Genomic DNA, 20,520 nt, shown 5'->3' on the forward strand with positions numbered 1-20,520 from the left:
CCTGGCGCGAAGCGGTCGCGCCGACCGGGCGGTGGGTGTGGGTCAGGCGGTGGCGGGTGCCGTCTTGGACAGCGGTACCCGTGCCGACGGCAGCGCGGCGACCGCGGGCCGGAAGGGCGCGAGGGCGGGCACGTCGGGAGTGCGGTCGGCGTACTTGTTGCAGAGGTTCACGGCCTGGCGCAGAGAGGTGTGCGGGGCGCGGATGCGGTGCCAGCCGCCGGAGGAGTCCCCGGAGATGGCGAGCCCGCGGGTCTCGGCGGGGATCTGGATGGCGGCCAGGACGGCGTCCGGGGCGATGTCGCCGAAGGCCATGTTCGCGCTGGTCTCGTCGTTGACGCGGTGGGCGGTGCGGCCGGTGAGCTGGGCGCGGAGCATGGTGATGCCCTTGCCGAGTTCGGAGCCGAAGCGCTGCCCGCAGATCTCCAGGTAGATGCCTGCGGCACGGCCGAGCTGGGCGAGGCGGACCAGGGCCGTGATGATGCGGTCCCGGCGCTTCTCTTCCTCCTTGGAGGCGTACAGGGCGAGTTCGGCGACCTCGTCGACCAGGACCACCACCGGCACCGGACGGCGGTCTTCGGGCAGGTCCCAGATGTCGGCGGCGATCTCCGCATCCGGCACCGCGACGCTGATCCGCTGCTCGGCACGGATGAGCTGGTACACCTCCTGCATGTGCGTGACGAGCGCTTCCAGCAGCTCCAGGGCGGTGTCCGGGTTGTCGGCGAGCGCGGAGAACCGGCGTGCCAGCGGGAACAGCTCCACGCCTTGCTTGCAGTCGATACCGACCAGGGCGACATGTTGCGGGGCGAGGCCGGCGACGAGGTTGCGCTGGTAGACGGACTTGCCGGACTCGGTCGCCCCCAGGGTCAGGCCGTGCGGAACGGTGCGGTAGTCGCGGTAGTGGACGGAGCCGTCCGCCCGGAGGGCGACCGGGACGCGCATCGGGCGGGTGTCGAGCCGGGCGGGCATCTGCACCCGCTTGAGTACGTCGTAGCCGGTCATCCGCACTTCGACCACGCCGGAGCGCAGCTCGCGGGAGGTTACGCCGTACATGCCGAACGAGTGGCGCAGCCGGTCCGAGGCGGCGGCGACGTCGAAGGCGTCCTGCCCCGGACGGAGCTTGAGCCGGAGGACCACCCCGGTGCGGGCGGGAAGCAGCCGCAGAATGCGCGGCGGGCGGGAGTCCGGCGCCATCCGGTTCGTCATCCGGGCGAGGGCCAGGCGCCAGCGGGGCGGCGGAACCGTCAGGCCGCAGGCGTCCATGACCGAGGCGTAGCGGAAGAGGACCCGCAGGACGGCGAGGGTGACCCCGAAGGTCAGCCAGTACCAGGCGGGGCGCCGCCACCGCAGGAGACCCGCGGTAGCGACGACCACCAGCAGTAACACCGTCGGCCACGTCACGGCTCAGGCCGCCTTCGAGGCCGCGCCCGCGGCGGCCAGGGAGGTCACCGCGACCGCGCGGAAGGCGATCCCGTGCCGCTTCTGGCCGTTGAACTCGTTCTCCCACGGCCGCGCGACGAGCCCCGTGAGCGCGACCGGGGTGCCCATGGCCAGCTCCTCGGAGACGCCGGTCTCGGGGACGGTGAGGGAAAGGATCTCCACCTCGTTGTTCGCCGCGAACATCACGTCCACGGTCATCAGCTTCGCGCCGGTCTCGGCGTCCAAGGCGATCTCGCCGGTCCGGCGGTCCTTCACCTTGGGCTGCGGGGCCTTGGCCACCATCACGACGGCGCTGGAGGTGTCGACGGGGATCTGACGCATGACAGAGCACTCCTCTACAGGTGCGGATCTCCATCACTCATGTACATGAGTGACATGAAGAAGAGTGCATCACTCCTGTACATGAGTCAACCCGCCGCGACCCGGGAGTCTCGGCGGGTTGGGATGAGTTGATGTTGCGTCAGTCGGCGGCCGGAATGCGGTACTCGAAGACGAACTGGTCAGCCGCCATGAGCGTGTCGCAGACCTCGACCACACGCCCCTCGGTCGTACGAGCCTCACGGACCAGATGGACCACCGCGGAACCGGGGCTGAGCGCCAGCTCGGACGCCTCGGCCTTGGAGGCCGGCCGCGCCTGAAGCGTCTCGACGAACTCGGCGAACTCATGCCCGTGGTCTTCGAGCCGGGCGTAGATGCCACCGCCGCCAGGGTTCTCGGCGAACAACTCCGGGATCTCCTTCACCACATCCCACGGGAGGTAGGACGTGGCGGTCTCCACCGGAGTGCCGTTGCGGAAGTAGAGACGACGCCGGGCGAGCACCTGCGCGCCGACATCGACACCCAGGCGTCGGGCGGCGTCCTCGGGCGCCTCCATGGGCCCGATGAACAGGACACTGACCTTGGCGGTGGCGCCGGACTGCGCCGATTCGGCGAGGTAGGCGGCCTTGCCGCCACGCCGGTGCGATCGGCGGAACCGGTCGGAGGAGCGGTGCCGCACCGGCGGCCGGTCCTTCACAATCGAGCCCTTGCCGTGCCGGGTCTCCACCAGCCCGCTCGCGCGCACCTCGGCCATGGCCTTGCGGATCGTGCCGCCTGAGACCCCGTAGCGGTCGACCAGCTCGGACTCACTCGGCACCATGTCGCCGGGCTTGAGGACCCCGGCCCGGATCTGCTGCACGATCTCGTCGGCGATCTGCACGTACCGAGGTACGGCCCTCTCACCTCCTACTGCGGTTCCCATCGTCCTTCTCAGCCTCCTATGCTCCTGTACATGAGTGAATCACAGGGAGCCACGCCTGCACCGTTGCACTCGGTGTCCGTAGCCGGGGTGGTCGTGCGCGAGGACGGGCGGCTCCTGGCGATTCGCCGCGCCGACAACGGCACCTGGGAGCTTCCCGGCGGAGTGCTCGAACTCGACGAGACCCCCGAGGCCGGCGTAGCCCGCGAGGTCCTGGAGGAGACGGGCATCTACGTCGAGGTGGACGAGCTGACCGGCGTCTACAAGAACACGACGCGAGGCATCGTGGCCCTGGTCTTCCGCTGCAAGCCCTCCGGCGGCACCGAGCGCACGTCAAGCGAGTCGACGGCCGTCGACTGGCTCACCCCGGAGGAGGTCAGCGAGCGCATGGCCGAGGTCTACGCCATCAGGCTCCTGGACGCCCTGGACGGCAACGGCCCCCACGTACGAAGCCACGACGGGAAGCGGCTCATCACAGCGGGATAAGACTTTCCCTACTTCATCAAGGCGGCTCGCTCCGCTCACCGCGCGCGGCCCGGCCCCCGGCCGGGCCTGCGCTCCTGTCTCCGCCCCGCTCCAGCCCGGCCGGCGCCCGTGCCGCGCGCCCAGCGTTCAGCCGCCTGCTGCCAGAGAAGGGGTACGTCGTGGCTGGGGCGGTCGGCTCCACGGCTTTAGGCAGCCACTTTGGCGCGAGCCTCGAAGATCATGGCCCCAACGTCGTGCTTTACCGGGCAGGTCCACAGACTGCCCGACGCGCCCGAAGCTTACGGGGCCATGATCACTCGCGTCAAAGCAGCTCCAGCCCAAAGCCGTTCCGCCGACCTTTGCGCAGCGTTAACCCTTATTCCCGGTTGAAAGGAATCAGAAGCGCAATTCAACCGACTGCAATTATGCGCAGCCGTCTAGTAGTTGGACGCGTGAGCACTGAGATAGAGAGTTTCAGCATCACTCGCACTCGCCACCGCTTCACGAACCGACTGCTTCGTTAGATCCAAGACTCGCAGAACCCCGTCTTTTACTTCAGCGATTGCCTCAATCCGGTGAAATTCAGATCCGTAGGTTTCCGCGAAATTCGCCAACCCTCGCAGCTTAGGCATAGCATCCCCGAAATGGATGCCATGAGGATCAATTATGCTCGCTTTCACGTCACTGTCGTTACCTCTGCTGAAAAACAGGAAATCCGGACACATGCGACGCCATTTATCGCCTGCGTCTTTGTAGGCGATAGTCAGGGCATCCTGTGAGGCTCGACTAGGGTTCCTATACCAGCCCACAATGCCAGGACGGGCTAGCTCAGCGTCCACGACGCGAATCTCCCAGCCGTTTAGTTCTCCCACCGGAAAGTTACCGTCAGAATCACAGAGGAGGTGGAGCGGGCGGAAAGGAACGGGTTCGCCATCAGCAGTCTTCGTCGATTCCGTGCGAACCTTCGGTCGAGCTATGTCAATGCGCTGCGGATCCTTCGATTCAGCAACCAGGTCGTTGTAGATCGCCTGACGCTCGTGATTAAGGTCCTTAATAGCAACGCGATGCAAACTCAGCCAGTTAATGGCAATTTCGTCGGCTTCACGCTCAAGAGCATCCTTCACACCATCTACCAGCGCCAGGGCAGCCACCTGAAGGTAGGAATCACGAAGCCCATCGTCGTCTGACTCATCATCTTCCGGCCCCGCAAGGTATGCCGCATATCGACGGGCCAAGTCTAGTGTCAGGATCCTTCCTGCCGCCTTGAAGGCATCTTCGACTACTCGATCGTCAGCTAGCTCGGTGAAGGAGATATTTTCCATTCCGTGAGTGTTCAAGCCGGCGACAATCGTCTCGCCGCGCACTGTAAGGATCGATTGGGCTGATTCCTCGACCCGCGCCTTGTGCCTTGCCAGCAGCCCGTCCAAGACAGAGAACAACTCTTGGTATGCCTTCTTGCCAGCCTGGACCTCAATGCCATCCGCGGCCAGAGCGTGCGCCAGCGACATCAAGCGCTTGATGGGACGCGCCGTCTTCTTAGGGAGTGACTCAGAAGGCAAGCTGTCGAAACACTCCCAAATCTCAGCGGAGATCGCGGGATTTGCCTTCATGTCGACAGGTGCCACTAGCACTCGGCGTCCATTACCACCGCCCGAACCGCCGGTACCATCATCACCCTCGCTCTTATTGCCCAGCAGCACATCAGCGACGGACTTAGCGGTAGCTCGGTCAAAGAACGGGAGCAGGCAATCTACCCCGTTGAGACGATCATTACCCGGCACCCTCCTAGCCAACGGGGTACGCACCATGCGCCCTAGCAGCTGAGTAATGTGAGTCTCATCCCGGGCAGGCCTGAAGGAGATTAGGATTTCGGCACGGGGGCAATCCCAACCAGTTGAGATGGCGTCTTTCGCGAAAAGAATGCGCACGTTCGCCAGATCTTGCACTTGCTCGGGCTTAACGTACGGTACCTCAATATCGCCAAGCTCTAGGGTAGCTCGATCTCCGAATACATGAGCGAAGGCATCACGGGGAATGCTGGGCCATTCCTCAGTGATAGCATCGACGGCGCTGATCAGCATTTCGTGCGTTGGAGTATTGGGAACCTGCAGAACCATCAAAGGAACTACTGGTTCATTGATGTCTCCTTGGCTCTCCGCGTATTCGCGCCACAGCGTGGTCGACTCGACCAGCTTTCGCGTAGCTCGCGTTAGGAGCACCGTATCGAAACTGCCAGTCTCCGATGGAAAGTCGAGCCGTACGTCATCCTTCAGCAGACCAGATTCCTGGACTCGGGCGGGGTCCACGATCACGGGCGGATATGTCGTGCGCCCCTTGGATTCCTGCATGGCGACGTTGAACCGCTCGACGGTTGCGCTTATGCCCCACACAATAGGGACCGCAGGTACCCCGTTGGATCCATTAACGAGTCGCCTAACAATCGTCTGCTTCTCTGAAGCTTCCGCCTTCGACTGCCTCTTCATCCCTCTGTGAGCCTCATCAAGGATCACAATAAGCGTGAGATTGTCATCCTCGATTGTATTCCGGATTGTATCCCAAATGGTATACAAGCGGAGGTCCGGGCGGACAGAGAATTCGGCGAATGGAGTTGATCCGTCCTCCGGTTCTCCCTTAACCAACAAGGTGCCCTTGGCCAACTTCTGCCGGTTGAGGAAGTACACTTTTCCAGCTTCGAACTTCTCCTGATTGAAATTGTTTTCAATCACCTCGAAGCGAGCGTACGGGAGGCGATCGGCTGACTCAATCAACCTAAAGCGCGTCTGCTCGTTCAGCGAAGGGTCGTCCGTGAACCACAGGACGACTGCGGACTTGTCCCCCTCGAACTCGAACTCGTCGTTACCGTCGAAAAGGGCTTCGAGGACCGCAGCTGCCATAACGGTCTTTCCTGCACCCGTCGTGGCAGTAAGTGAAAAAGCAGTAGGGCGGCCCTTACGCCTATAGTCATCCATTGCGTCATGCAAGTTCGAGAGAACCTCGCCGACGGCATCCAGCTGATAGTCTTTTAGCGTGAACCTCACGAGTAATTACCCCCGGCCGGCGTTGATTTCGAAGTTGTTCAGATACGACTCATAAAGGCGCACCGGGGTAACCCTATGCGGCAGCTCCTTGCAGACCAGCTGAAATCGGCGATCATCATCAGTGACAATGTACGCCATCTCCACTGATTCCCGCTGCATAACTTTGGCGATAAACTCGGCCGACGTATCGAGGTCGAAAAGCACTCCATACGTATCGGCGACAGCGAAACTATCTGTGGCTTCCTCGATTTTCTGACCGCGAGCGCCAGCCTTTAGCCACAACAAGGGGCCAATCGATTCAAAGGCACGGTTATGGGCAACCCGCCGCGGAGACTCGTATGTCAGATCGAAGAACTCCACGTTCTCTTCAAATCCGTCTGCAATCGGAAACGGATCAGTGAATCGATAGTTGCCTTCGATGGCATTACCGTCAGAATCAATGCCTGTGAACGCTGCACGAATACGCGGCTTCGTGATGTACTCACAAATGCCGACCTTTTCCCATTCCGCGTCGCCAGGCCTATAACCCTGCGCTCTGAGCTCACCCTGCTCTTCTTCTGACACCTCATTGTTTGTAATGCAGATACAGCGTCGCTGGCCACCGTCCTGATGGTTCAGGCGTGCTACTGCATGCATCGTCGTACCGGACCCAGCGAAAAAATCAATTACTACGGCATCCGGCTTGTTGCCGATGTAGTACCGAAGAGCGTCTTCCACTGCGTAAAGTGATTTCGGGAAGGGGAAGGACCTGCGGGGAAGGAACTTCTTAAGAAGTGTGGACCCGTGTTCGGTGGCGCTGTAGGCCCCGTTAGTCCACATCGTTTTTCCTACCTGCGTACGCACCCTCCCTTCGGCGTTCTTGACGATCAGTGCTCCTGTTTCATCCCTCCCCTCCACAACCAGCTCGCCATTGCTGATCGCAGCCATATGACCCTTCGTGAGGAAAGACAATCCCCAGCGACCCGTTCTCGCGTTCCGGCGCCCAATACGGATTCGGCCCTCGGCTAGGTACTGGCGGAAGGTAGGAGCCGAAAGCTGCCAACAAGCCTCGGTACCATCCTTCTTGATCGGCCACTGAGCTATGCATCCCGGCGGTGCAGCCGGCGCATCACTTATGTCTACCTCAAGTGGCAAGTGATCTCCGCAGCCCGCAATTAGTCCAGTGTCCTCATGAATGTATACGGGAAAGAACTTGGCCTTCGTGTCTTGGCGTCGAGAGTTGCCACCCGATCGCTGGAAAGGCTCCCAAGTAAACGGCTTCGCCTCTCCATCCTCACGCAAGAAGGTAGAGGTGCCTGGGGTGGTATCAGTGATTGTGCGCGCTGGGCGAGCGCTTCCAATATGAACAAATAGAAGATGCTCGTCAACACGCGAGAACTGGTCAATGATGGACGCGCCAGCAGGGTTGATAAGCACAGTTACCATCTGCACCTTGCTTCCAGTGAACATTTGCTGGAGCAGCAGGGCGATTCGGTGTACCTCGTTTTCATCGATGGCCAGGATCAGGACTGAATTCCTGGGATTTAGCAATCGCTTGGCCAGCTTTAGCCTGCGCTCCATAAACGCGAGCCACTTAGAGTGCCTGTAGCTGTCGTCCTTATCTACGTAATTGTTGTTATACTTCCAGTCTTTTGCACCGGTGTTATATGGGGGGTCGATGTAGATTGCGTCTACCTTACCCTCGTGTGTGTAAAGCAAGGTCTGTAGCGCATGATAATTCTCCGCATTGATCACAGCATGGAAGGGCTTGTCCCCTCCCCGCTCGACCTTCCCCGTGGAACGCAGTCCGGGATAAATCGGGTCGCGGAAATTGCGACAACAACGAGGTCGTCCGTCTTTCTTTCGTCGGTGACGAACTCTCCGTTACGCTGGTCCACATACACAAGTGTCGCCATAGCCGAATCGCCATCGCGTCGAATGCCAGTAACACGCCAAATTCTATTGTCCGGGTGACGGAATGCCGAGGAAGAGCGCTCGGGAAGGAACCTTACTTTGTCACCTTTCCGGATAATCCGGCTCGGCAATTCGACGGTTTCGGGCGTGTGCCTCTCGAAGTGGAGACCGAACGATCTGCGGGCTGTAATCGCATTTACTTCTGCGGAGAGGTCTGCAGCCAAATTCGGGTTGCTCTGCTGCACCTGGCGCAGTAGTTCGGTCAGGCGTGACATCGCATTCTCCCCGGGCGTTGAGTTAGCGTGCTATCTAGCTGGTGGTGAGCAGGGTCATGCTACTCGCTCTTGGCGGGCAGCTAGCCTGGTTGGTCCACAGTGACCATCCGAGGCCGTCGCGAGCGCATCATCTCCGTCGCTCCTACAGGGCAGGCGCCTTTCAGGGCAGTCGGCAGGCGGACTGCAGTTCGCATGCCGACGTGTGCGGGGGTGCAGAGCTCCATGAGCAAGCTAGCGACGACCTCCCCTGCCCGACGAGTGCCGATGATGCGCTGTGGACTGTGCGTGGACAGATGCAGTGCAACTGGCACCTAGCAAGCCTCTGAGCTGCGGTGATGTTAGACCCGCGCTCGGCCTCCGGAGCCGTGTGCCCCTCCGCGCGCCGCGGAGGGGCTGGCCGGCAACAACGCGGCAGCGTGGCTGAGGCCGGTGGGGGTGCAGCCAGGCACACGCGCGCCTGGTCGGTCGGCGCGCCCGCCATCGTGGCTGACTGTCGTTGGCTGAGGTTCTTGCCACGACCGAGCTGGATGAAGCGGTCAGTCACGGTTACCCCCGGCGCCCTGTGGTCGGCGTCGCGGCACTGCTTCTCCGTAAGGAAACACGAAAAGAGGCGCCCAAACCATGGCCTGGGCGCCTCTCCCCAATGAGGTGGGACAACAGTCGGCTTGCAGCCGTCGCCGTGCGCCGACTGTCAGAGGTGGTGGGGCTCGGTCGCAGTCAAGCGGTGTCCTCGGCTGGTGGCGACGCGGAGTACGTCTCGCAGGGTTCGGGTCAGTTCTTGTGCCAGGTGGCGCAGGGCTTCCGTGCCTGCCTCTCCGGCGCCGAGGGTTTCCTCGGCTTCGTCCAACAGGTCGGCTGCCGTGCCCAGCTGGACCGCTTCGATGTTGTCGGCCAGGCGGGACATGTAGCTGTCCCTGTCGTCGGTGCTCAGGTAGCAGGGCTTGCCGCCCGGGCCGGACCACGGGAGGAGTCGTAGTTCGTTCGGTGTGGTCATGCTCGCGTCTGCCTCTCATAGGTCATGGCATGGGTGGTGAAGACGGCGTCAACGCGGTCCCCCGGAAACACCAGGAACGCCGCTTCGACGACCCGCCCGGCGGCGTCGGTGGCCACACGTGTGATCGCGAGGACCGGCGCGGTGGCGTGGGTCCGGAGGTTCGATGCTTCGTCCGGTGTCGGTGGGCGGGCGCAGACCGTCTCCCGCACCGCAGCCGGCGGAAGGCCGAGGACGGCGAATCTCGTGACCGCCTCGCGGCACAGTGGTTGCTGGTCGAGCACACCGGCCGGAGCCAGGTCCCGCGGAATGTAGATGCGTGCCAGTCCATGCGGCGCGTCCCCTGTGTGGCTGACGCAGACGAACTCCGCAAGGGGGCTTCCCGCCGGAAGCTTCAGTAGGGCGGCGAGATGCCCGCGCGCCTGAACCGTGGCGCTGCGCACGGTGACGTGCAAGGCCGCTTCGGCGGCCGTCCACGGGTCGAGCGTTCCCCAACCCCCGACGTACATGGCCTTGCGGAGCGGCCGACGGACGAAGTTGCCCTTGCCGTGGATCTTCTCGACGAGCCCTTCGCCCTGGAGGACCGCGAGAGCGCGGCGCAGGGTCACCGTGCTGACCTTGTACTGGTCCGCCAGGCCGGCCTCGGACGGCAGGCGTTCACCGGGCTTGATGCGGCCGGTCGTGATCTGGTCTCGGAGGTCGTTCGCGATCTCGTGGTGGCGCGGGGGCATGGGCCCGGTCACCGCCTTCCCATGCGCACGGCGACGAGCCGGGTGCGTGCGTGCATCGTCAACAACTCGCCCGACTCGAAGAGCAGTTGTTTGGCGCCTTGGGGCAGTTGGAAGAGGTCCTGCACCCGCCAGAAGAGGCCCCCGACCTCGATGACATCGCCGCGGCGCACCGTAGCCGCGGTCACGTCGATGCTGGCGGCCGGCACGCTCCTGAGAGTGCGGTCGATCACCGTTCCACCCCCGCACAAGTGGAACGGCCGGGCGTCGAGTGGCACAGGCAGTCGCACGTCTCGTAGACCACCGGGATGTCGATCGGCGGCGACAGCGGGGAAGTGTCCACGCACGTGCGGTGTGTGCCGATCCGGCATGCGGTGGATCGGTAAGGGATGGCGGCGGTGACGTGAGGCTGTCGGCGTGGGTTCATCCGTGAGCCCCCAGGAGCGTCGAGCAGGCCTCGGCAGGGAGGCGGGGAGCGACGATCACTGAGCGCGTCCGTACCCGCTGCTCCCAGGCCAGCAGATACGGACGCACGAGCGCGACGTCCTCACCGGCGAGCGAGTGCCCGTAGTCCTGGGCGTAGGGCGGGACCGGACGGGTTGTCGACCCGTCGGCGGGCTCGGGGGGTACCAGCTCCGTCGGCGGCCGGTACGGCGTTAAGGGGCGGCGGTGCCTGCCCTTGGGGAAGTACCGCGCTCTGGTGAGCAAGGCGGCACGGCGGATACGGTTGAACACGCTGCTCAGCTCCTATCGCTGATGGCTCGGTCCCCCGACATCGCCCGTCGTGGGGACCGTTTTGCGTACGACCGCCCAGAGGGTGCGGTCGTTCAGGCTGGTGGCCAGCAGCCCGAATTGGTCGGCCTCGGCCACCACTTGAAGGACCTCCCGCCATAAGTCCGCGGAGAGCGATCCCGGTACTTCCGCTTCGACCGTCGTGTGCCGGCCGTGCTCCCGCACGCGTGCGGGAAGCCCGAGGGCGGACAACCGGGCGGCGATGCCCGCCGCGCTAACTCCCGAAGCGGGCACAGGGCAGCCTCCGTCACCGGCAATCACTTTCAGTGAAGCTAGTTAACTAGATTAGAGCTAGTGGACTAGATTTTCCATATGCCTGAGCAGCCGCCCTATCTTCGCGTCGCTGACGAGCTTCGGCGGCGGATCGCGGAGCACGTATGGGAGCCGGGGGACCGCCTGCCGTCCCGCGCCCAGATCGGCCAGGAGTGCGGGGTCGGTGAGAACGTGGTCCGGCGCGCTCAGGAGCTCTTGATCTCCCAGGGAGTGCTGGAGGGCCGCGCCGGTTCGGGCACGTACGTCGCCGAACCCCGGCAGCGCGTGCGCATGGTGCGGTCGGCCGCGCGTGAGCGGCCCAACGGGTCGCCGTTCCGGGCGGACATGAAAGCCCTGGGCAAGCGAGGGGACTGGGAGAGCCGGACCGACGCCAAGGTGCCGGCGCCCGCGGACATCGCGGCACGGCTCGGCATCGCCCAGGGAGACCCGTGCGTCCGCACGGTGTACGAGTTCCTGGCCGACGGTAGGCCCATGCAGTTGTCGACGAGTTGGGAGCCGTACGACCTCACCAGCGGCACGCTCGTCGTCCTCCCCGAAGGCGGGCCGCACGCCGGGGCCGGTGTCGTGAACCGCATGGCCGCGATCGGCATCACCGTCAGCCACGCCGTGGAGCAACCGGAGCCGAGGCAGGCGACCGCCGAGGAGGCGTCACTTCTGGGCATTCAGAAGTCCGCGCTCGTCACCCACATCCGCCGGACGTACTACAGCGACGAGGGGCGACCGGTGGAGACGGCGGACATCGTTGTGCCCGCCGCCCACTGCGAGATCGTCTACGAGATTCCGATCAATCGCCCGTAGCCCCGCTGCTTCCTCTGTCGAATGCGTGCCGAAGTCAGGTCACCGGAAAGCCGATTACGGGACGGGGAGCAGGTCAACGGGGGTGTGGCGCTGGAGTCACCAAGTGCCTTCTAAGCACTTGGCCGCAGGTTCGAGTCCTGCCGGGGGCGCAAGACCGGGACCCTCCTTCGGGAGGGTCTTTTTGCTGGTCAGGGCAGGATTCGGGGTCGTCCGGCCGACCGGGCGCGCGGGTGAGCGTGTCGGCTTGTCGACCGACCGGCCGGCCGAGGGCCCGAGCGACCTTCTCGTCCTCAAGGGCGCGGTTCTGCGTCGCCGGGCGCGGATCGGGTCCGCATCACGGCCGGGTGGCGACTGCCGGGGGGAATCTTCGGGAGCGGCGGCCTCGACCTCGTGGCCTTCGAGCGGGTGCGCTCTCTGCTCGACGAGTCGGCCGAAGTTCGTTGCCGCTGGCGCCCGTTGGCCTCCGGTGGCGGTACGGATGCGCTGCCCCTGGAGGCCGACCGGTACCCATCGCCTGAGCAGGTGACCGGACCCTTGGCGCCCCCTTCCCGCAGCGAACCGGCGCGGCGGGGGGCGAGCGGGCGCGGTGGGACGATGCGCCGCATCGGTCACGTGGATCGACCGCACCGACCCCGCCCGTTACGCGCTCATCCCGGAGGAGCTACGTCCGGCCTGGGCGGGGGCGGAGGCGGAGGCGGAGGCGGAGGCGGATGAAGCGATCACGGAGTCCGTCTCCGCGGTGCGGCTGGCGGACCATGACGTCCTGACGCTCGGCGGCGGGCCGCTGCTCCCGGGCCTTCTCGGGGCGTGGTCGGAGTCGCGGGACGGCGGCGGCGGGGCGTGGTTAGGATCGCGGTATGGGCCTCAGCGTGAGTGACGTGCAGCGGTTCGAGGGCGCGCGGGCGCGGCTGGAGGCCATCGCCTACCGGATGCTCGGTTCGGCGAGCGAGGCCGAGGACGCCGTGCAGGAGACGTTCCTGCGCTGGCAGGCCGCCGACGTCGGGCGGATCGAGGTGCCCGAGGCGTGGCTCACCAAGGTCCTCACCAACATCTGCCTCAACACGCTCACTTCCGCGCGCGTCCGCCGTGAGGCGTACGTCGGCGCGTGGCTCCCCGAGCCGCTGCTCGCCGGGGACCCGATGCTCGGGCCCGCCGACACCGCCGAGCAGCGCGAGTCGGTGTCGTACGCCGTCCTCGTGCTGATGGAGCGGCTCTCGCCCGCCGAGCGGGCGGTGTACGTGCTGCGCGAGGCCTTCGACTACCCGCACCGGGAGATCGCCGCGATCCTCGACGTCACCGAGGCCGCCAGCCAGCAGCTCCTCCACCGGGCGCGCAAGCACGTCGCCGACGGCCGGACGCGCACGGAGGTCGACGAGGCGGCGGCCCGCAGGATCGTCGAGGAGTTCCTGGCCGCCGCCACCAGCGGCCGGACCGAACCCCTCGTACGCCTGCTCACCCAGGACGCGGTCGCCGTCGGCGACGGCGGCGGCAAGGTGCCGGCCCGTACGAAGGCGTTCGAGGGCGCCCTCGCGGTCGCCACGTTCCTGCGCGGCCTGTTCAAGCCCGCCCCCGCGAAGCGGGCCTACGTCGGCGGCGTGCCCGGCATCTACGCCACGACCGCCAACGGCGACCCCGCCATCGTGGCGGTCGTGGACGGCCGGGTTGTCGCCGTCGGCTGCCTGGAGGTCACCGCGGAGGGCATCGCCGCGGTGCGCAACCAGGTCAACCCCGACAAGCTGGTGCGCGCGACCGCCCTGTGGGCCGCCGGGGGCTTCGGCGGGACCCCGCTCCACACGCTCTGACCAGCGGGCCGCACCCCGAGCGGGAGTGTGGCGCGCCTCACATCCTGCTCCTGTCAGGGATCGCGGGGCTGCCCGGTTCAAGGGGCGAGACCGCGCCGGACGGCGTGGAGCCCGCAGACAGGAGCAGGATCATGCAGCAGCACCGCATCGTCGTTCTCGGAGCCGGCTACGCCGGGGCCTCCGCCGCCGGACGCCTCGCCCGTCGGCTCCACCGCCAGGACGTCGCCCTCACCCTCGTCAACGCCGAGCCCGACTTCGTCGAGCGCGTCCGGCTGCACCAGCTCGCCGCGGGGCAGGAACTGCGGCCCCGGCCGCTGCGCGAGATGTTCGGCGGTACGGGCGTGGAACTGCGGGTGGCCCGGGTGACCGCCGTCGACGTGGACCGCAAGACGGTCGCGGTCACCGGCGCCGACGGCGCCGCGCGGGAGGAGATCGCGTACGACACCCTCGTCTACGCCCTCGGCAGCCAGTGGGACCACGGCGGCGTCTCCGGCGTCGCCGAGCACGCCCACGACGTCGCGTCCCACGCCGGCGCCCTGCGGCTGCGCGACCGCCTGGCCGCCCTGGCCGCCGGGCGGCCGGTGGTCGTGGTCGGCGGCGGCCTGACCGGTCTGGAGACCGTGACGGAGATCGCCGAGGCCCGCCCCGACCTCGCCGTCGCCCTCGCCGTCCGCGGCGCCCTCGGCGACTGGTTGTCCGCGAAGGCCCGCACCCATCTGCGGACGGTGCTGGACGGACTCGGCGTCACGGTCCACGAGCACGCCGACGTCACCTCCGTGGAGGCGGACCGTGTGACGACGGCCCGGGGCGCCGACCTCCCCTCCGACGCCACGGTCTGGACGACCGGCTTCGCCGTCCACCCGCTCGCTGCGGCCACCTCCCTGCGGCTCACCGACGCGGGGCAGATCGCCGTCGAGGCGACGACCATGCGCTCCCTCTCGCACCCGGACGTGTACGCCGTCGGGGACGCGGCGGTGACGGCGGGGCCGGGCGGCAAGCCCCTGCGCATGTCCTGCGCCTCGGGCACCCCCATGGCCTGGCAGGCCGCCGACGCCATCGCCGCCCGCCTCACCGGTACCAGGGTCCCCCGGATCCCCATCCGCTACTACCAGCAGTGCGTCTCCCTCGGGCGCCGGGACGGCCTCATCCAGTTCACCACCGCCGACGACCGCGCCGTCGAACGGGCGCTGACGGGCCGTCCGGCTGTCCTCTACAAGGAGCTGGTCTGCAAGGGGGCCGCCTGGGCCGTCGCCCATCCGACGCTGGGTCTGCCCACGCGTCGCCGCCGCGGTGCCGTCCGGGCGGTCGCGACGGAGGGGCGGACGGAAGGACGGACGGAGGAGCGGGCGCAGGGGCGGACGGAAGGACGGACGCAGGGGCGGACGGAGGCAGGGGTCTGAGGCGGGGGTGAAAGGGAGAACGGGGTGAGGGGGCTGAGGCCGGGGTGAGGGGCTGAGGCGGGGTGAGGGGCTGAGGTGGTGCCTCAAGGGGGTTCTGGCCCAGGGTCAGGCGTAGGGGGTCCGCTGCCGGGCGGGCCCCCTAGGGGGGCGCGGGGGTCCGGCGGGGGCGGCGCGGGGGCGGCGTGTGCGGGGGTCCGGGGTGGGGCCGTCCGGTATGAGAGGACGGCCCCCCGGTATGTGGGGAAGTGTGAGAGCCGGGTGCGCGTCCGCACATATCCGTGCCCTGCGCATGAAGCCCTGATGGGGAACGTTTGCAGGTCTTCTTTGCTTTCGCTTCGCACTCATGGTCTCTTTTCGGCCGACTCCTCGTGACGGCCAGTGGCGCACAGCAGGTCCATGGAGCCTCGGGTCGACCGCCTGCGCCCTGACGAGCTGGGGTTGACGGTCACTCACGCACTGTCCGGCCGACGGCCTGATGTGGTGGCGGCGCGTGGCTGGTTCTCAGTTGTTCAGCCTCCTTGCGTAAGTCGCAGCTGCACCGACCCCCTTGATCTGCGCTTGTCAATCGGTCAGGGTTTCGAGCCAGCCCCCGGAGCTGTTCCTCCACGGGGCCCACCCCCCACACCCGATGACGAGGAGTCCCCTCTTCATGGCATCCCACAAGCGCACGAGCCGGATCAAGCTCACCGCCGCCCTCACCGCCGTCACGGCGGCGGCGGGCGCCACCCTGCTCGGCACGTCCTTCGCCGGGGCCGCCGCCCCGGCCGAGGGAAAGATCTACGGCGCGAACGCCGAAGGCGCCGTCTCCGGCAGCTACATCGTCATCCTCGACGAGAAGACCGACAAGGAGGACCTGGCGAAGGAGTACGGCGGCGAGCTGAAGCGCGAGTACGGCTCGGCCCTCAACGGGTTCTCCGCCAGCGGCCTGTCCGAGACGGAGGCCAAGCGCCTCGCCGCCGACCCGGCCGTCGCCAAGGTCGTGCAGAACAAGAAGTTCACCATCAGCGCCACCCAGGACGACCCGCCGTCCTGGGGTCTGGACCGGGTCGACCAGGCCGACACGGCCGGCGACGGCAAGTACACCTACCCGGACGGCGGCGGCGAGGGCGTCACCGCGTACGTCATCGACACCGGTGTCCGCGTCACCCACAAGGACTTCGAGGGCCGCGCCACCCACGGCTTCGACGCCGTGGACAACGACGACACCGCCGACGACGGCAACGGCCACGGCACGCACGTCGCCGGCACCATCGCGGGCGCGGCGCACGGCGTCGCCAAGAAGGCCAAGATCGTCGCCGTGCGGGTGCTCGACGACAGCGGCTCCGGCACCACCGACCAGGTCATCGCGGGCATCGACTGGGTGACCCAGAACGCCCAGGGCCCGTCCGTCGCCAACATGAGCCTCGGTGGCGGCGCCGACGAGGCGATAGACGAGGCCGTGCGCAAGGCCATCGCCGCGGGCATCACCTTCGGCGTGGCGGCCGGCAACGAGTCCTCGGACGCCGGCCAGGGCTCCCCCGCGCGGGTCGAGGAGGCCATCACGGTCGCCTCCTCCACCCGGAACGACGCCCAGTCGGACTTCTCCAACTTCGGTTCGGTCGTGGACATCTACGCCCCCGGCTCCGACATCACCTCCACCTGGAACGACAGCGACGAGGGCACCAAGACGATCTCCGGTACGTCGATGGCGACCCCGCACGTCGTCGGCGCCGCGGCCGTCTACCTCTCCGGCCACCGGGACGCCACGCCCGACCAGGTCGCCACGGCCCTCGTGGGCGGCGCGACCACCGACAAGATCACCAACCCCAGCCAGGGCACGGCGAACAAGCTGCTCAAGGTCGTCGAGTAACCGGCCTGCGGCCGGACCGGGCGACATCCGCGGTCGCCGCGCCCCTCGGGGTGCGGCGACCGCTCCCGTACGTACCGGGCCGCACCTTCCCGAACGCGCCTGGCCACACGGGCGCGAGCGCTTCCGCGCGTACCGGCTCGCACCGGGCGCGGCCGGCCGGAAGAGGGCGGGAGCCCGCCGCGCGGTGGGGTCAGCCGAGGTCCTGGAGGGCCTGCTCGACCGTCCGGTGGAAGGTGGGGTACGCGTACATCATGTGCCGCAGCCGGGGCAGCGGTACCTCCGCGTGGACGGCGACGGCCAGTCCGTAGAGGACCTCGCCGCCCATGGGGCCGGCCGACGTCGCGCCGACCAGGACGTCCCGGTCGGCGTCCGCGACCAGCTTGACCAGGCCCTCGTTGCCGGCCTTGTGGATCCAGCCGCGCGTCGACGACGGTACCCGCGCCAGCCCGGTCCGCACCCGGACGCCCCGCTCGCGGGCGGCCTCCTCTGTGAGGCCCACCGCGCCCACCTCGGGGTCGGTGAACGTGACGCGGGGCAGCGCCCGGTAGTCGGCGTCCGGTCCGGGGTCGCCCAGGATGTCGCGGGCGGCCAGCTCCCCCTGGTACATCGCCACATGGGTGAACGCCCCGTGACCGGTGACGTCCCCGACCGCCCACGCGGCGTCGGCGGCCCGCATCCGCCCGTCCACCTCGACGGCCGAGGCGTCCGGGTCCAGGCCCAGGTGCTCGACCCCCAGCCCGGACAGCGCGGCGCGGCGGCCGGTCGCCACCAGCAGCCGGCGCCCGGTCAGCTCCTCCCCGCCCTCCAGGGTCAGCCGGAACTCGCCGCCCTCGTGCCGTACGGCCGTGGCCCGCGCCCCCGCCCGTACGTCGACGCCCTCCCGCCCGAGGACGCCGGCGACGAGCTCGGCCGCCTCGGGCTCCTCGGCGGACAGCAGCCGGTCGGCCGCCTCCACGAGCGTGACGGCGGTGCCGAACCGGGCGTACGCCTGCGCCAGTTCCGCGCCGATGGGCCCGCCGCCGAGGACGAGCAGCGACGGCGGGGCCTCCTTGGCCGAGACGGCGTCCCGGTTGGTCCAGTACGGCACGTCGGCGAGGCCCGGCACGGGCGGGACGCGGGGACGGCTGCCGGTGGCGAGGACGACGCCGCGCCGCGCGGTGTACGTCCGCCCCTCGACCTCGACGCGCCGGGGCCCCGTCAGGCGGGCCCGGCCCCGCAGGAAACGGCCCCCCTTGCCGGTGAACCGCTCCACGGCGGCCGCGTCGTCCCAGTCGGCCGTGGCCTCGTCGCGGATGCGGGCGGCCACGGGGGCGAAGTCGGCGGTCACCTCCGCGCGGCCGGCCATGCCGGGGACGCGGCGGGCCTCGGCGAGCAGGTTGCCCGCGCGGATCATCATCTTGCTGGGCACGCAGGCCCAGTACGGGCACTCGCCGCCCACCAGTTCGGCCTCCACGCCCAGGACGGCGAGGCCCGCCTCGGCGAGGCGCCCGGCGACGTGCTCGCCGCCCACGCCCATGCCGATGACCACCACGTCGACCGTGTCGGTGCCGGTGTGCCCGGAGCCCGTCATCTGTGCCCTCCTCGGGTCGGTTCGGCCGTGTCCCCCCACCGCCCGATCCTCGCCCCTCCGGCCGGGCTCCGCCTCCGGAACGGTCCTGAACGGCCGTTATCGGTCATGACCGTTCAGGACCGGTCAGAGCCCGGCGGGGCCCCGGCCGCCCGGGAGCGCCGGTCCCACCGGGAACACCCGGGCCGCCGGGCCGCCGGGCCGCCGCGCGAACCCGGTACGCGAACCCGGTACGCGCAGCCGGGCCCGCCGTACCGGCCGCTCACCCCGGTACGCCGTACAGGACCAGGTTCTCCCCGTACGCCCGCGCCTCGGGGTCGAAGGCGCCCGCGCACGTGATGAGGACCAGCCGCGGCCGGCCCTCCGCCGAGAACAGGTCGCCCGGAAGCCCGCCGGACCGGTAGGTGCGGCGGGCCACGATCCGGTACGTGTGCCGGGTCCCGTCCGCCGCCGCCACGTGCGCGAGCGCGCCCAGGGGCAGCGAGTGCAGCGCCTCGAACGGGCCCGGCCCCTCCCGCGCCGAGTCCAGGTGCCCGGCCAGCAGCAGGGTGCCCGCCGCCGCGCCCGGCCGGGCGCCGAGCGCCCACCAGCCGAGCCGCGAAGGGGAGCCGGGCAGGTCCAGCGCTCCGTCCCCGGCGCGCCCGACCGGGTCGACGGGCAGCCGCTCCACATGGCCGGGCACGGTCAGCGCGACCGGCGGGGAGTGGGCGGCCGGTACGCCGGGGCCCGCGGAGGCGGAGCCGGAGGGGACGGCGCCCGCGTCCGGCGGCGGGGCGGGCGGGGCGGCCGCCGGGAGGAACAGCGCCAGGGCCGCCGAGGCGGCGCCCGCGACCCCGGCCCAGACCGGCAGGCGGCCGGGGCCGGGCTCGCCGGTCAGCCCCGGCCGGGGCCGCTGGGACCCGAGCCGGGGATGGGACCCGGGCCAGGCCCCGAGCCGGGCCCAGGGCCAGGGCCAGGGCCGGGACCCGGGCCCCAGCCGGAGCCCGGGCAGGAGCCGGGCTCCGGGCAGGAGCCGGGACCGCGGCGCGGACCGCCGGAGCCCGGCCCCGGACCCGAGCCGGAACCGGGTCCAGGGCCGGGGCCGGGCCCCGGACCCGAGCCGGGGGCCCATGGGTCAGCGGAGGTCGTTGCGGCGGATGCGGTTCGCCGCCCAGAAGGCGCCGCCCGCGACGAGTACCCCGCCGATGGCCATGGCCGGCACGGCGACGAACGCGGGGACGCCCTCGTCGGCGAGGGCGACCTGACCGCCGTTCCCGGCGTGGACGGTCTTCGGGACGGCCGCGGCGGGCTCGTGGCAGGTGCCGCCGCTGACCATCGACAGGTGGTGGGCGACGACCGGGCGGGCGGCCTTCGCGGCGGCCTTGACCTCGGCGTCCTTCCCGTTCGCGAGCTGGTGGTCGATCATGCCGAGGGTCTTGGTGTGCGCGGCGGCCATGGCCTTCAGCCAGTTCGCGTCGTACGAGTCGGCGCCGGCCGCGGCGAGTACGGCGGCGATCAGCTTCTGCTGCTCGGGCGTGGGCGCCGCGGGCAGGTCCACGCCGAGCTTGTCGGCGAGGGCGCGGGCCGCCGCGTCGAGCTTCGTGTGGTCGCGCACGAGGGCGGCGCCGACGTTCTTCACGCAGGCGGCGGTGGCGTTCTTCCGGGCGTGCTCGCCCGCCGCCATCTCGGTGAGGTGGCCCTGGTGCGCGGCGCGCAGGAACGCGTAGTCGACGGGCGGCTGGTCGGCGGCGAGCGCGGGGGCCGCGGCTATGCCGGAGAGGGTGAGGCAGGTGAGGGCCGTCGCGGCCCAGCGGTGCGTACGCATGGCGGTGTCGTCGTCCGTTTCGTGGTGGGGGCGTCTGCGTGGGGTGGGTGGGGTGGGTCGTCGGCGCGGCGGGCTTCGCCGGCCTCTGGCACCCATCCGGGCACGCGGCGGGGCGCGCCGCCATCGGCGGTACTGCGAAGCGGTTGCCCCGTCACCCGGACGGCGGGCGCG

The 20,520-nt window shown here is 68.5% G+C and carries 19 protein-coding genes; 6 read left to right on the forward strand and 13 right to left on the reverse strand.

Going from position 1 to position 20,520, the window contains the following annotated elements:
- Nucleotides 1–42 precede the first annotated feature (42 nt).
- From CP974_RS09825 to CP974_RS09835, 3 genes are all read right to left on the reverse strand, one after another.
- Entirely contained in the window at nucleotides 43–1,398 is a 1,356-nt protein-coding gene (locus CP974_RS09825; RefSeq protein WP_031130307.1) for an FtsK/SpoIIIE domain-containing protein, read from the reverse strand.
- Nucleotides 1,399–1,401: 3 nt separating this feature from the next.
- Entirely contained in the window at nucleotides 1,402–1,758 is a 357-nt protein-coding gene (locus tag CP974_RS09830; RefSeq protein ID WP_031130308.1) for an SCO3933 family regulatory protein, read from the reverse strand.
- Between the two features lie 139 nt (nucleotides 1,759–1,897).
- On the reverse strand, nucleotides 1,898–2,677 hold the full coding sequence (locus tag CP974_RS09835) for a GntR family transcriptional regulator (protein ID WP_031130309.1): 780 nt from the start codon (nucleotides 2,675–2,677) through the stop codon (nucleotides 1,898–1,900).
- Nucleotides 2,678–2,695: 18 nt separating this feature from the next.
- Here CP974_RS09835 and CP974_RS09840 point away from each other — a divergent pair, with 18 nt between their 5' ends.
- Nucleotides 2,696–3,160 (forward strand): NUDIX hydrolase, encoded by a 465-nt coding sequence (locus CP974_RS09840; protein ID WP_031130310.1) that lies wholly within the window; start codon nucleotides 2,696–2,698, stop codon nucleotides 3,158–3,160.
- A gap of 416 nt (nucleotides 3,161–3,576) precedes the next feature.
- Here the strand turns inward: CP974_RS09840 and CP974_RS09845 are convergent, their stop codons facing one another.
- The 7 genes from CP974_RS09845 to CP974_RS30095 form a co-directional block, all read right to left on the reverse strand.
- Nucleotides 3,577–6,177, reverse strand: a complete 2,601-nt coding sequence (locus CP974_RS09845; RefSeq protein ID WP_078915514.1) for a DEAD/DEAH box helicase — start codon at nucleotides 6,175–6,177, stop codon at nucleotides 3,577–3,579.
- A 6-nt stretch (nucleotides 6,178–6,183) separates the two neighbouring features.
- The gene (locus CP974_RS09850; protein WP_196786091.1) at nucleotides 6,184–7,911 is read right to left on the reverse strand and encodes a site-specific DNA-methyltransferase; all 1,728 of its coding nucleotides are present in this window, start codon (nucleotides 7,909–7,911) and stop codon (nucleotides 6,184–6,186) included.
- A gap of 1,125 nt (nucleotides 7,912–9,036) precedes the next feature.
- Nucleotides 9,037–9,339, reverse strand: coding sequence for a hypothetical protein (locus tag CP974_RS09855; RefSeq protein ID WP_031130312.1), 303 nt, complete (start codon nucleotides 9,337–9,339; stop codon nucleotides 9,037–9,039).
- A complete protein-coding gene (locus CP974_RS09860; RefSeq protein ID WP_031130313.1) occupies nucleotides 9,336–10,067 on the reverse strand; it encodes a GntR family transcriptional regulator in 732 nt (243 codons plus the stop codon). Before CP974_RS09860 ends, CP974_RS09855 begins: the two co-directional genes overlap by 4 nt.
- A gap of 8 nt (nucleotides 10,068–10,075) precedes the next feature.
- Nucleotides 10,076–10,297 carry a hypothetical protein gene (locus tag CP974_RS09865; protein ID WP_051839266.1) on the reverse strand — a complete coding sequence of 74 codons (222 nt, stop codon included), beginning with the start codon at nucleotides 10,295–10,297 and terminating at the stop codon, nucleotides 10,076–10,078.
- A gap of 190 nt (nucleotides 10,298–10,487) precedes the next feature.
- Nucleotides 10,488–10,799: a hypothetical protein gene (locus CP974_RS30965; protein WP_031130315.1), complete on the reverse strand. Its 312-nt coding sequence runs from the start codon at nucleotides 10,797–10,799 to the stop codon at nucleotides 10,488–10,490.
- 12 nt (nucleotides 10,800–10,811) lie between these two features.
- Nucleotides 10,812–11,090: a hypothetical protein gene (locus CP974_RS30095; RefSeq protein WP_031130316.1), complete on the reverse strand. Its 279-nt coding sequence runs from the start codon at nucleotides 11,088–11,090 to the stop codon at nucleotides 10,812–10,814.
- Nucleotides 11,091–11,168: 78 nt separating this feature from the next.
- Between CP974_RS30095 and CP974_RS09885 the strand changes: the two genes are divergently transcribed.
- From CP974_RS09885 to CP974_RS09905, 5 genes are all read left to right on the forward strand, one after another.
- Nucleotides 11,169–11,927 (forward strand): GntR family transcriptional regulator, encoded by a 759-nt coding sequence (locus tag CP974_RS09885; protein ID WP_031130317.1) that lies wholly within the window; start codon nucleotides 11,169–11,171, stop codon nucleotides 11,925–11,927.
- Between the two features lie 586 nt (nucleotides 11,928–12,513).
- Nucleotides 12,514–12,804, forward strand: coding sequence for a hypothetical protein (locus CP974_RS09890; RefSeq protein WP_031130318.1), 291 nt, complete (start codon nucleotides 12,514–12,516; stop codon nucleotides 12,802–12,804).
- Nucleotides 12,785–13,729 carry an RNA polymerase sigma factor SigJ gene (sigJ, locus tag CP974_RS09895; protein WP_031130319.1) on the forward strand — a complete coding sequence of 315 codons (945 nt, stop codon included), beginning with the start codon at nucleotides 12,785–12,787 and terminating at the stop codon, nucleotides 13,727–13,729. Before CP974_RS09890 ends, sigJ begins: the two co-directional genes overlap by 20 nt.
- A 131-nt stretch (nucleotides 13,730–13,860) precedes the next feature.
- Nucleotides 13,861–15,129, forward strand: coding sequence for an NAD(P)/FAD-dependent oxidoreductase (locus tag CP974_RS09900; RefSeq protein ID WP_078915518.1), 1,269 nt, complete (start codon nucleotides 13,861–13,863; stop codon nucleotides 15,127–15,129).
- A 649-nt stretch (nucleotides 15,130–15,778) separates the two neighbouring features.
- Complete coding sequence (locus CP974_RS09905; RefSeq protein ID WP_031133377.1) at nucleotides 15,779–16,978, forward strand: S8 family peptidase; 1,200 nt, start codon at nucleotides 15,779–15,781, stop codon at nucleotides 16,976–16,978.
- A gap of 190 nt (nucleotides 16,979–17,168) precedes the next feature.
- Here CP974_RS09905 and CP974_RS09910 read toward each other — a convergent pair whose 3' ends face one another.
- From CP974_RS09910 to CP974_RS09920, 3 genes are all read right to left on the reverse strand, one after another.
- Nucleotides 17,169–18,548, reverse strand: a complete 1,380-nt coding sequence (locus CP974_RS09910) for a dihydrolipoyl dehydrogenase family protein (protein WP_031133375.1) — start codon at nucleotides 18,546–18,548, stop codon at nucleotides 17,169–17,171.
- 259 nt (nucleotides 18,549–18,807) lie between these two features.
- Nucleotides 18,808–19,656: a class F sortase gene (locus CP974_RS30685; RefSeq protein WP_051839639.1), complete on the reverse strand. Its 849-nt coding sequence runs from the start codon at nucleotides 19,654–19,656 to the stop codon at nucleotides 18,808–18,810.
- Nucleotides 19,657–19,659: 3 nt separating this feature from the next.
- Entirely contained in the window at nucleotides 19,660–20,349 is a 690-nt protein-coding gene (locus CP974_RS09920; RefSeq protein ID WP_078915716.1) for a DUF4142 domain-containing protein, read from the reverse strand.
- Nucleotides 20,350–20,520 lie beyond the last annotated feature (171 nt).

Origin of the sequence: Streptomyces fradiae ATCC 10745 = DSM 40063, assembly GCF_008704425.1 — a bacterium.
GTDB classification, from domain to species: domain Bacteria; phylum Actinomycetota; class Actinomycetes; order Streptomycetales; family Streptomycetaceae; genus Streptomyces; species Streptomyces fradiae.